Below are 12528 nucleotides of genomic sequence, written 5' to 3'. Positions count from 1 at the left end.
TTCGAGGGTCTTTAAGTTGTGCTTGTCCAAATTGTTCTTGTGCCCAAAGTTTAGCGTCTGAGTGTGTCATCTTAGTGTTTCAGTAATGATTGCTAAGTGATCAGATCACACACACTTGAAAGAGTTCAAAAAAAATCCCCAAGCTACAAGCTTGGGGATTTGTGTATAAGAGACAGGTGCTCACGCTGGCTTTTAAAGTCGATAAGGTGATTAGGACTTCGTGTTCGACTGCCTCATCTTGGCCAAGGCAATAGCCGCTAAAACAGGCCGTATATATGGTAGTTAACCTGCGCTTTTAATCATGCTACTGACTTGCAAAACAGGGGGAGACCATATATGTGAGAAACCAACCGGCCCAACCGCACACGCCAGTGCCACGAATACTGGATCCAGACCTAATGTCTCGACTAGAGGTAGCGTCATTGTCGCAGCAACCATCATCGATGCTGTAGCCGAACCTTGAATCAATCGAAGCATAGACGCGATAGCCAATGGCACAAGTAGTGGTGGGATACCACTGCTAGCAATAGCTTCTGCCACTTGTGGGCCTGCGCCAGACGCTTTAAGTACCGCGCCCATTGCGCCACCACAGCCCGTTACCACTAGGATAAGACCCGTTGTTGATAGCGCATCGTCCATCGAACCAACCATGTCTTTGCGGTCGATGTTGCGAGTTAGTCCATACAATGCCATTAGTACGCCAAGGCCTACAGCAACAACTGGGTTACCAAGCAGCGACAATGCCGTATGAAGGAACGTGTCTCCTGAGCCAACAAGTGTGTTGATAAGGATAAGTGCGATTGGAACAAGAATTGGACCAAAAGAAAGGAAGTTACTTGGCAGCTCTTTATCGTCTGTTGTCTGCACTTTTTCTAGGTTTGCCCAATCCGCTTGGTTTGTGATCCAGCCATCGCCGTTTGGTACGCGGTAGTATTCGTTACCCACACGGCGGATGTAAATCATCGATAGCAGCATCATAGGTACAGATACCATTAGTCCCCACAGCATGTACTCACCTAGGTCGACACCAAGAATACCGGCTACCGCAACAGGGCCCGGTGTTGGCGGCACAAGTGCGTGAGTGATAAGCAGGCCAAGTGCGAGTGTCACACCAAGACCCACGGCAGATTTACCCGTATCTCGTGAAATTGCGCGAACAAGAGAGTGCAAAATGATGTACGCAGAGTCACAAAAAACCGGGATTGCCACCAGCACACCAGTGAAACCAAGCGCCAAGTCTTCACGGCCTTTACCACAGATCTTAACGAAGGTTTTCGCCATACGAACCGCCGCACCAGAGCGTTCAAAACATGCGCCCATAATGACACCGAAGGCAATGATCAAACCGATACCACCAAGTACGCCGCCGAAGCCCGCTTTAATTGCATCAATGAGTTCTGTCGGCGCCATGCCTGCGAATAGACCCATGATAATGCTCGCAATTACCATTGCCAGTGCGACGGGAATACGTGTTTTTATGATCATTCCCATCATGGCAAGAATACCGATGACAATGCCGATTAATGCTCCATCCATTTTTATGTTCCTTTTGTTTCTGATTCTGTAGGGTGCGTGCGGCTAGGCGATGAATTTTCATCACCTAGTACACGTTGTTGCGCAAGCAACTGAAATTGTTATAAGTATTTTTATTAGAGGTAAGGACGAACCCAACCAAGACCTTCTTCAGTACTGTGCCTTGGGTTGTATTCGCAGCCAATCCAGCCTTGATAACCTGAGTCATCCAACACGTTGAACAGGTGTGGGTAGTTCAACTCACCTTCTGACGGCTCATGCCTTTCAGGTACTGAGGCGATTTGAATGTGGCCGGTGTAAGGAGCGACTTCACGAATTAATGTGCTTAGGTCGCCATCCATAATTTGAGCGTGGTAAAGGTCGAGTTGTAGTTTTACGTTTGGACGATCCACTTGCTTAATCAGCTCGACCGCTTCGCGTTGATGGGCGACAAAGTAGTTCGGCACATCGCGATTGTTGAGTGGCTCTATCATCAGCTCAACACCTTGCTCGGCAAACTTATCCGCTGCGTAACGAATGTTTGAGATGAAGGTTTCAATATGCTGATCACGGGTGAAACGAGAATCAACGATGCCAGACATGGCGTGAACCTTTTTACACTTCAGTGCTTTGGCGTACATCAGCGCAGTATCGACGCTCGCCTTAAACTCATCCTCTCGGCCCGGAATCGCGGCGAAGCCACGTTCGCCAGCATCCCAATCACCCGGAGGCATGTTGAAGAGTGCTTGTTCAAAGCCGAATTGTTCCATCTTGTTGGCCAGTTCTTGCGCCTCGAATGCGTATGGGAAGAGGTACTCTACCGCTTTGAATCCCGCTTGATGCGCTTTCTCAAAACGCTCTAAAAACGGCACTTCTGTGAATAACATGGTTAGGTTTGCTGCGAACTTAGCCATTATTTACCTCTCCCTTTTAGGTCTTGTACCTCGGCATCCGTTAGGTAACGAATGTTGCTGTCTTTAAGAATGAACGCCAGTTTTGCGGTTTCTTCCAGCTCTTCAGCGTTGTCTACTGCATCTTCAAAGTCTGTGCCTGTAATGACCGGGCCGTGGTTAGCCAATAAGAAGGCACGATAGTCACCAGCACGTTGTGCGAGTTCTTCTGCGATTTGTGGATCCCCCGGACGCAGGTAAGGGATCACTGGTAGCTCACCAATGCGCATCACAAAGTAAGGTGTGAATGCTTTGATGGCATTGGCGCGGTCTAACTCTTCAAGGCAAGACAACGCCGTTAGGTACGTTGAATGCAAATGCACGATGGCATTGCATTGCATTGCATTGCGAATTATTGCGGTAAATGGCTAGGTGAAATGCCACTTCTTTCGACGGCTTTTTACCCGAGATATGGTTGCCATCGATATCCACTACAGACAGCTCTTCTGCCACTAAACGCCCAAACGAGGAGCCCGTCGGCGTTGCCAAAAAATGGCCATTCGGTAATTTCACAGACAAGTTACCAGCACCGCCCGTTGCGTAGCCGCGCTCAAACATAGAGCGAGCCATGGTCACCATTTGATCTCGCAGTTGCTGCTCTGTCATTAAATCTTTATTCATCACAACTCCTGTTATTCAAAAAGCGACTGCGCTTTGGCAAAGAAATGCTCATCACCAAAGTTGCCCGATTTCAGCGCCAGTGAAAGCTCACCATCGACGGATTTCACCCAAGGCACGCCCGGCGCAATTTGAGGACCAATATGGAACCCTTTTACCGCGAGGCTTTGTGTAACAACGCCAGATGTTTCGCCACCAGCAACGATGAAATTCTTCACACCGTGTTGCTGCAGTTTGATAGCCAATTTACTGAAGAATTGCTCTACGGCATGACTTGAGGCTTGTGCGCCAAACTCTTCTTGAATGGCTTTTAGAGCCGTTGCCTCTGCGGTTGCGTAAACTAGCGGAGCAAATTCACTGTCGATATTGGTCATCACCCAATCAAACACGTGATTTGAGTACGCTTCATCGGTAAGGCAGGCTTTCACATCAATCGCGAAATGTGGTGCTTGTTGTTTGTAAACGGCGACTTGTTGATTGGTCATCACAGAACATGAGCCAGAGAACACCACCGTTGACGCCTTGGTTGGGTTGCCCGCTTTCTTAGCGTCGCTTTGATCGGCCAGATGTTCTGCCCAGTTCTTAGCAATCCCCGCCGCTAGGCCAGAACCACCGGTAACCAGTTTGAGAGATTTCGCGGCCTGACCGAGGGTCACAAGATGATCGGCATTGAATGCATCGACAACAGCATAGCGAATACCTTGTTGTTTGAGGGTTTCAAATCGCTCAGACACCGCTTGGGAGCCTCGCTCAATCACTTGGAAATTCACCAAACCAGATAAGCCTTGTGACTGCGCATCCATCATGCGAATCAAGCTAGAATCTGTCATTGGCGTCACTGGGTGATTACGCATACCAGAATCACTGAGCAGATCTTGGAAAACAAACAGGTGGTCGTTGTAAACCGTGCGGCCATTAACCGGCAACGCAGGACAAACAATGGTGAAATCTTCTTTTAGCTCGGCTAGCAACGCGTCAGTAACAGGACCAATATTACCTTCAGCGGTACTATCGAAGGTTGAGCAGTACTTAAAGTAGAACTGCTGACAGCCATTCTCTTGCAGCCATTTCAACGCAGCCACCGAATCGTTGATTGCTTCATCGACAGGGCAAGAGCGAGATTTAAGACTGATCACAACCGCATCGGCATTAATATCAACCTCTTGCTTTGGAATGCCGTTAAGCTGCACGGTACGCATGCCATTTTCTACAAGGAATCCGGCAATATCAGTTGCGCCAGTAAAGTCGTCTGCAATAACACCTAATAACATAATTACTTCTCCACTTTACTTGCGCTTATTTGTCTTTGCTTTCCACACCAGGAAGCTCAATACCGTTAAAGATTTTGATAACGGCACTGTCGTCTTCCTGACCAAAGCCAGCATTGCTTGCGCTTACAAACATGTTTAGGGCAGCACTGGAGAGTGGCAGAGGGAATTTCAGATCTTTCGCGGTATCTGACACAAGGTTTAGGTCTTTAACGAAGATATCGACCATTGATTTTGGCGAGTAGTCACCGTCGACCACATGCTTCATGCGGTTCTCAAACATCCAAGAATTACCCGCGGCATTAGTCACCACGTCATACATCAAATCCAATGGAATGTTTGCACGAGCGGCAAGCGCCATCGCTTCGGCACCTGCTGCAATGTGAACACCTGCAAGCAGTTGGTGAATGATTTTCACTGTCGCACCAAGGCCTACAGCTTCACCAATGTTGTATACCTTGGCAGCCGTTGCGCTCAGTACTGGCTCCAGCGCATCAAAGGTGCTTTGCGCGCCCGACGCCATAATGGTCATCTCACCAGCTTCTGCTTTTACTGCGCCGCCAGATACCGGCGCATCGAGCATCACAAGATTGTGCTCAGCCAATTTGGCTTCAATTTGCTTGGCGTCTTCTGCCGAGATAGTGGCTGATACCATGACAGGCGTATTGGGTTTGAGCGCAGCTGCAAGACCTGTTGTGAACAATACGGTGTTAACTTGCGCCGCATTCACAACCAAAACCAACACAGAATCAAGTTGATCGGCAAACTCGACTGCGTTGGTAGAAACCGCTTTCGCGCCAAATGCACCCAGCTCTTCTAAAGCACTAGGATTCAGGTCGAAACCATATACATCAAGGCCAGCACGCACACATGACTTCGCCGCGCCCATTCCCATAGAGCCTAAACCGATAACACCGACAGATTGAACTTCGCTCATAACAACAATGCCTTCTTGGAAAATTGAATTTTGTTAATTCTTGTTTAGTTGGTGTGATTATATGTGAAGCATTAATCCGAGACTTCGCTTTAAATCACATTTTTTCACACAAATTAACAAAAGAGTGATATTTACCCCTTTATGGGCAGAGATAACCTGATCAGTTAACACAAGGGAGGGCAAGGCTTATTAGGTTGAGAACAGATATTCACAGATATTCACAAAAAGCGAAAAGGTTGGTAGGATACTGAAAAACAAGAATATAGAAGTGAAATCATGATCCCTGCAGAACGTCAAAGAACCATCTTGTCCCTGTTATCACACCAAGAAGTGTTAAGCATTTCAGATTTAACCGACCACCTTGGCGTATCACATATGACCATTCGCCGTGACATCGTGAAACTGGAATCCTCAGGTAAAGTCGTTTCTGTTTCTGGTGGAGTGCAACTGGCTCAGGCTTTACATTCTGAGCTTTCCCATGACGCTAAAGTCGAGCAACAAGCGGATGAGAAGGTTCAAATTGGCAAACTTGCAGCCACGTTAATTGGCAAAGACGCGACGATTTACTTGGATGCGGGAACCACTTCTCTAGAGATCGCCCATCAAATAGCGGATCGTGACGATCTATTAGTGATCACCAATGACTTCTCTATTGCGGGTTTCCTGATGACGCACAGTCAATGTGAGCTTTACCATACCGGAGGCAAAATTGATCGTGAGAACCAATCCACAGTTGGTGGAAAAGTCGCAGAGTTCTTGAACGGTTTGAACATTGATATTGCCTTTATCTCGACGTCTTCTTGGAGCTTAAAAGGCTTATCAACACCAAACGAAAACAAAGTCCTTGTAAAAAAGGCCATCATCAAAGCGGCACAAACTAACTACCTTGTTTCTGACTCCACCAAATACGGCCAAATTGCCAGCTTTCATGCATTAAATATCGAGCAATTAGACGGCATCATTACCGATTCCAATCTGTCTGACGTAGTAACACAAGAGCTGATAGACAAAGGGTTAAGTGTGATTAGAGGCGACCAATAACCCTCCTTCTCGCCTCAACAAACAAAGAGGCTTACCCGTTTTAGGTAAGCCTGGTTAACCTACCCAATAACACCTAAAACCTTGCCCAATGAGAGCTCATTCGCTGTTTATTTCATAAGTCGTTACACAACTCGGGGCTTTAAGGCTTTACATCTGGCGCAAGGAGTAGAACACTTCCCCCAAAGTAAAATTCAGCCGACATAGTAGAGTCAGTAAAGTTATGAGTAACACCACGGCGAAAAAGTCGAATCCCCTATTCGAGATCCTGTTTAACGTCATCATCCCTTCATTCATTTTGATGAAGTTCAGTGGTGAAGAGCACCTAGGTACAGCAATGGCACTGGTTGTCGCCTTGATGTTCCCATTGGTGTATGGCGGCATGGACCTTATCCGCAACAAGAAATTCAACTTCATTTCTGCACTTGGTTTTATCAGTGTGCTGTTAACTGGCGGCATCGGCTTGCTAGAGTTAGATACGCGTTGGTTGGCGCTAAAAGAAGCATTAATTCCGGGTTTGATTGGTATCGCGGTACTGGGCTCTACGTTCACCCGCTACCCGCTTATGCAGAAGATGCTGCTGAACGACACGATTTTGAACCTACCGCTGATTAACGAGCGTTTAGAACAGAATGGCAAAACTCAGGCGTTTGAACGTTGCTTGATGTCTTCTAACTACCTATTCGCAAGTACCTTCGCGTTCTCATCAGCGATGAACTACTTCCTAGCAACTTGGATTGTGACTAGCCCTGCAGGTACTGCCGCGTTCAATGAAGAGTTGGGCAAGCTAACGCTTTACAGCTACCCAATGATTGCGATTCCGAGCATGTTGATGATGTTTGGTATTTTCTACTACATCTGGCGCCAAGTTCGCGCAATGACGTCGCTAGAAACTGAGCAGATTTTTCATACCAAGTAACACCAGCTCAAATACGTTAAGATAAAAAAGCACCCCGATAGTTGCTCGCCAATTATCGGGGTGCTTTTTTAGTAAGTAGCCATTCAATTGGACAAAGGCTATCTATCAGCTGTGTATTAGAATTTGAAGTCCAACGTCCAATATAGCTCGTCTTTCATAGACTCATCTTCCTGAGTACTGCCACTCAGAACTCTGTAACCTAATTCAGTAGAGGCATGCTTAGAAAAGCGATAGTTCAAACCTGCTTGTCCACCAATAACATAAAAACTATTGTTGTCGGATATATCTACATCTTGTTTTTTATAACCCATACTTACACCAGCAAACGGATTCCATCGCCTCCTCGAATCGAGTGTAAACATATAGTCATATGAACCAAGATATTTAGTTAGCTTACTCTCATCTGAGTAGGTATAAGTCCCTAAGAATCTGTGAGTGTCACGTCTAATTGCGCCTGCTCTCAATACATAAGTCTCTGAGCTAGACCCAACAATGTGGTTATTGTCCGCACTTAGACCAGCACCCACGGTAAAATTAACATTTTTAGCATTAGAAAAAAAAGGAAGAAGTAAAAGAAGTAATATTTTCTTATTCATAAACAACCCAATAAAACACCGTTCGATTGATGGGAGAGAATCCTAATTTCTACGTAGTAAAAGATCAAAACTAAAAATGTAACAACCAGTAAAATTTAATTTATAATTAAAAAAGTAAAATATCAGGCATGTCATTAATAATATAGAAACAAGAGTTTCAATTAACTAAACTAACAGTAATTTTAGTTTCAGCTCTTATTATTACTGCATGGAGTATTCAACATCTACTCGGATAATTTTCATAAACCATCGTTTTAAACACCAAAAACTAAATTATATTTAGTAATAGGCGATAATCATCACTTGCGCTTATCTTCCAAAACCAAAACGAAACTCTAAGCGTAAATTCAATATTTTATTAGATTTTTATTCATAAGATTTATAACAATATTCAATCTCAAAGGGAGTTTCACTGCCATAAATCACTAATCTTTAAAGTTAAAAATATGAATACAAGCCGCTCTTAATATCAATTTTAAAAATATGTCCGCAACCACTTTAAATTGTGATAATCCCCTGCAAATATATAAACTTCAGAGTGTTTTAAACTCTTAACTCGATTAATATGCACTTTTAACATTTAGTTACATTTGTAAATTCTATGTTTGGATTAAAACGAGTCAAAGCAGAAAATGAGGTGCTAAAGCAAGAGTTAGCAGACCTCAAACAGAAGTACCAAACTGACGTTACTGCTCTGGAAAAACAGCTCCAAGAAACACAACGGCTTGTTCGCACTGCACAGCAAGAGCACCACAACAGCGACGAGTTGATGTCGAGCAGTTTGAAAGGCGGAGACATGCTCCAAACCATTCGAACCGAAATGGTTGAAAGTGCACAGTCGATGGCCCATGAAAACCAAGAGCTGCAACAACTTGATGAAATGTTTAAGCAAACTCATCAAGCTCTTGCACGCCTTGATAACCGAGCGGTGAAGATCAGCACTCAAGCTTCCCAAAGTATTGAATCGGTTCAAATATTAGATAACACCGCCACTTCTATCTCTCATCTTGTATCAACGATTCAAGAGATTTCTGATCAAACCAATTTGCTCGCTTTAAATGCAGCGATTGAAGCCGCGCGTGCTGGCGAGGCTGGGCGTGGGTTTGCGGTGGTGGCTGACGAGGTAAGAAACCTGGCAGGTAAAGCCAGCGAGGCTAGTGAACAAATTGATTCGTTGGTGAATCAAGTGCTCACTCAGGTCAACGCGATTAAAACCTCCATCGATGAAAACCAGACCTGTGCAGAAGAAGTTTCAGCATCTTCCGCACAAATTGGCTCTATCGTGAACGAAGTCGTCGTGAAATCGGAACACATGCAGCAGGTGATTCATATTGCGTCCACCCGTGCTTTCTTGGACACAGTGAAACTTGATCACGCCATCTGGAAGAACAACATCTATCGCTTACTACAGAGCGGAGCATTTGGTGAAACGGTGAATAGCCACTCAGAGTGTCGCTTAGGCCAGTGGTACTACCGTGGCGATGGCAAGGCTTACAGCCACCTCAGAAGTTATACGCTGCTAGAAGAACCACATAAAGGCGTGCACGACAGCGGACGTGAAGCAATGAGCCAAGCTAAATCTGGCAACATGTCAGCGATGGTGACCGCGATTAACGCCATGGAAGATGCCAGCGAACAAGTGGTGGTGCAAATCGATCGCTTGATGGATGAGATTATCGCGAGTTAAAAGCTGCTCAATAACCCCCAACTAAAACGCAAAAAGGGATGGTGAATGCCATCCCTTTTTTATTCTTCAATATACCCAAGTCACCTCAGGGGGCTTGAATATCATTACTGCATGGTCAGAATGATTTTGCCTTGCAGCGTGACCGACTCATCTTCTATCAGCTCGAAGGCACGCTGGAACTGTTCTAACGGAAAGTAGCAATCCACATCAAGTTGTATCTGGTGTTCCATAAAGTGTTCTAGCATCTCAACAAAGACTTTTTTGCGAACGCTCTTACCAACGGACTCTTCCCAATAGCGCAAAAAGAACGTACTGAAGTCAATATTGTGCTGCTTCATACAAGCGAAGAAAGCGGGCTCATAAGGGGTGAGAGAAAGCGTTCCGTAATTAATATACGTTCCCGAACTTAGCAGAACTTGGATTAATTCGGTGCCAAACTTGCCGCCAATGGCGTCGAACGCGACATTGGATTGAGGCAACTTTCGTGCATCGATTTGAGATTGCAGATCTTGCTTGCTATTTAGCACTGCAATGGAATCGTATGGATAACGCTCTGGCGCAGAGGTTATTACAATCAAAGTAAACCCTAGCGAATGCGACAACTGAGCGAAGATCTTACCAATCGCAGAATTGCCCGCATTGATGAGCACCACATCCTCTTTGCCTAACTTGGCAACTTGAGTGGTGATCACCCAAGCCGTCAGGGCATTGATGTACAGCTGGCAAGCGTAGCCATTCTCAAGTTCTTCCGGCACTGCAAAGACATTCTCCGCAGGCGCATCGACATAGCTTTGCCAAGTCCCACTTTGTGCCACCAGAACCTTTTGCCCAATATGAAACTCGGTTGGATACGGATCGTTTATCTCAACCACACGCCTTACCGCTTCAAACCCTGGCACTCGCGGCGGTACATGGGTACGACGATACTGCCCTACTCCCTGAATCGATAATCGGTCGCTTGGATTAATGTTCGTGGCTTCGATTTGCACGCGAACGTTACCCAAAGCCAGTGGCTCTAGCTCAACATGCTCCAACACCAACGATTCACTTGGCAAACCAAAGCTCAGTTGATTAACGCGAGTGTTTGTCTTGGTCGAGTTGGTCTTGGTTAAGCTCATTTGGATACCACGGGATTGCGAGAGGGAATATGGCGCGCCATAGCGAAACGGGTATATAACGTTTTCTCGGCGCGCACGTCAAACCTAAGTGTTTAATAAGCTATTGGATAGGCAAATAAACTTCCGTCAATAAATCACACTCATCCACCTCGTGAACAAAGTTTAAGTACTTGAAGAAGCATGGGTATTCTCGCAGCGTTTCACCGCTTTCCGGTAACCATGTTTGGTAAAGGTAACGAATAGAATCCCCTATCGAGTGATGGCTGCCTTTATGTATCACGACAGCACAACGCCCACTTTGAATTGTTCCTGATTGCACACCATAGGCGTTTTCTGGCACCACACCTTGATGCGAGCCAGCAATATCAAATCGAAACTCCTCTTCCGGCGTGTCGCTCGGATCAGAATAAGGAATACCAAATGTCTCACTCGATTTAATTGGCGAGAGTCCGCTGCTTTTTCTCCAAGCAATAAACTTGGCTGAGCTTTCGTAAACTAGTTCAGGGCTACCTTTATGTGTGATAAAAGCGATGTCTCTCTTCGCAAAGTCAATGATTCTTACGTTCATAGGATGTTCTCCAATCGTTGGCGACTTAAATTCAAATTGTTTGTGCCAAACCTTCCATTCTGGCTGCTTTCTAAACTGAGTTGGTGTCTGCTTAAACAACCGAGAAAACGCTCTAGAAAAAGCTTCGAGACTTTCGAAACTTGCCTCAAAAGCAATATTGGTAACACTCACTTGAGGCTCAAATGCCAAACGAAACGAAGCTCGTTTCATACGCGATAGCAGCACATATTGCATAACGCTAATACCTGTGAAGGATTTGAAGATACGGTGAAAGTGATACTTGGAACATACCGCGACCTCGCTCAACGATTCTAGCGTTAAAGTTTCATCTAAATGTTCATCGATGAAATCACAAACGGCTTTAATCCGTTTTTGTTGAAGAGTTGCGGCTGTCATTTTTCTTGGTTTCTCAGTTAGGAAGTGGTAAGAATCATACCTACCATCAAATCACTCCGCCTGATTGAAATTGCGCAGTTCTGAAATGAGTAACCCAATCATAGTGAGCCTTCCCATCACGCCACAAGAAGCATTGCCCTAAACTGGCTGACTCAACATAAACACCACCACTAACGCTAGGCTGCTGCCCATGCATCGGTTTACCCACACCACCTTTTGTGGTGACTGAATAAAGCGGTTCAATACTGTGCCAAAGTACGCCCACGCAAACATCCCCAGCACACCGGTTCCTACCATCACGCTAATGATGATCACCACCTGAGTCAGGTAATCATTGTTTGGTGAGATGAATTGAGAGAACACTGTCAGTGACGCAACCCAACTTTTCGGATTGAGAATTTGCACCCAAACGCCAGATAAAAAGCCGGACTTTTTCGCATTCGAATCATTATCGAGTTCCATTGTGGCAATCGACCATGCGAGATACAGCAGGTACGCCGCACCAATCCACTTTAACGCCGTGTACAAATCTGGGTAAAGGGTAAACAAACTGACAAGCCCCACACTTGCGCCAACCAACATGATGATCACCCCGACTGCATTACCCAATACAAATGGCACGGTCGCAGAAAAACCATATCGGCTAGAAATACCTAACAGCGCGACGTTGCCTGCTCCCGGCGTTAAAGAAATAGAAACGGCAAATAACAAAAATGCCGCCAACAATTGAGCACTCATGCACTCTCTCCCAAAAAGTAATCAACAAATATGGGAACAGTCTAACGATTTGGGTAGAAAGAAAATTGCTATCTGCGCTACGATAAAAGCCAATTTGAGCAAACTATTTCTAAAATAATCATGAAAAAGAAAGAATCCACCAACTTTGAATTGGATAGTACCGATTTAGAAGTGGACCCCAAT

The 12528-nt window shown here is 45.4% G+C and carries 10 protein-coding genes and 2 pseudogenes; 3 read left to right on the top strand and 9 right to left on the bottom strand.

All coding sequences use genetic code 11. The annotated features are described in order from the left end of the window. Window positions 1-333 precede the first annotated feature (333 nt). The 5 genes and pseudogenes from KIV40_RS13110 to ltnD all read right to left on the bottom strand — a co-directional run. Window positions 334-1536, bottom strand: a pseudogene (locus KIV40_RS13110) (GntP family permease); the annotation flags it as partial. Window positions 1537-1649: 113 nt separating this feature from the next. Further along, window positions 1650-2426: a 2-oxo-tetronate isomerase gene (otnI, locus tag KIV40_RS13105; protein WP_045399777.1), complete on the bottom strand. Its 777-nt coding sequence runs from the start codon at window positions 2424-2426 to the stop codon at window positions 1650-1652. Beyond that, window positions 2426-3083, bottom strand: a pseudogene (locus tag KIV40_RS13100) (aldolase). Before KIV40_RS13100 ends, otnI begins: the two are co-directional and overlap by 1 nt. Window positions 3084-3094: 11 nt before the next feature. Beyond that, complete coding sequence (gene otnK / locus KIV40_RS13095) at window positions 3095-4351, bottom strand: 3-oxo-tetronate kinase (RefSeq protein WP_285349598.1); 1257 nt, start codon at window positions 4349-4351, stop codon at window positions 3095-3097. 25 nt (window positions 4352-4376) lie between these two features. Continuing rightward, the gene (gene ltnD / locus KIV40_RS13090; protein WP_039469233.1) at window positions 4377-5285 is read right to left on the bottom strand and encodes an L-threonate dehydrogenase; all 909 of its coding nucleotides are present in this window, start codon (window positions 5283-5285) and stop codon (window positions 4377-4379) included. A 276-nt stretch (window positions 5286-5561) separates the two neighbouring features. Between ltnD and KIV40_RS13085 the strand changes: the two genes are divergently transcribed. Together KIV40_RS13085 and KIV40_RS13080 are read left to right on the top strand one after the other, a co-directional pair. Beyond that, a complete protein-coding gene (locus tag KIV40_RS13085) occupies window positions 5562-6326 on the top strand; it encodes a DeoR/GlpR family DNA-binding transcription regulator (RefSeq protein WP_021018345.1) in 765 nt (254 codons plus the stop codon). Window positions 6327-6546: 220 nt separating this feature from the next. Then, the gene (locus KIV40_RS13080) at window positions 6547-7242 is read left to right on the top strand and encodes a VC0807 family protein (RefSeq protein ID WP_005533925.1); all 696 of its coding nucleotides are present in this window, start codon (window positions 6547-6549) and stop codon (window positions 7240-7242) included. A 116-nt stretch (window positions 7243-7358) separates the two neighbouring features. Here KIV40_RS13080 and KIV40_RS13075 read toward each other — a convergent pair whose 3' ends face one another. Further along, window positions 7359-7838: a hypothetical protein gene (locus KIV40_RS13075; RefSeq protein ID WP_010646660.1), complete on the bottom strand. Its 480-nt coding sequence runs from the start codon at window positions 7836-7838 to the stop codon at window positions 7359-7361. Between the two features lie 601 nt (window positions 7839-8439). Between KIV40_RS13075 and KIV40_RS13070 the strand changes: the two genes are divergently transcribed. Beyond that, the gene (locus KIV40_RS13070) at window positions 8440-9525 is read left to right on the top strand and encodes a methyl-accepting chemotaxis protein (protein ID WP_285349594.1); all 1086 of its coding nucleotides are present in this window, start codon (window positions 8440-8442) and stop codon (window positions 9523-9525) included. A gap of 104 nt (window positions 9526-9629) precedes the next feature. Here the strand turns inward: KIV40_RS13070 and KIV40_RS13065 are convergent, their stop codons facing one another. From KIV40_RS13065 to KIV40_RS13055, 3 genes are all read right to left on the bottom strand, one after another. Continuing rightward, complete coding sequence (locus KIV40_RS13065; RefSeq protein ID WP_285349592.1) at window positions 9630-10643, bottom strand: zinc-dependent alcohol dehydrogenase family protein; 1014 nt, start codon at window positions 10641-10643, stop codon at window positions 9630-9632. Window positions 10644-10743: 100 nt separating this feature from the next. Further along, on the bottom strand, window positions 10744-11607 hold the full coding sequence (locus KIV40_RS13060; protein WP_079401542.1) for a GyrI-like domain-containing protein: 864 nt from the start codon (window positions 11605-11607) through the stop codon (window positions 10744-10746). A gap of 138 nt (window positions 11608-11745) precedes the next feature. Beyond that, a complete protein-coding gene (locus KIV40_RS13055) occupies window positions 11746-12345 on the bottom strand; it encodes a LysE family translocator (protein WP_005429054.1) in 600 nt (199 codons plus the stop codon). Between the last annotated feature and the right edge of the window lie 183 nt (window positions 12346-12528).

This window comes from Vibrio sp. D173a, assembly GCF_030248475.1.
This window is presented reverse-complemented; position numbering and strand designations above follow the sequence as displayed.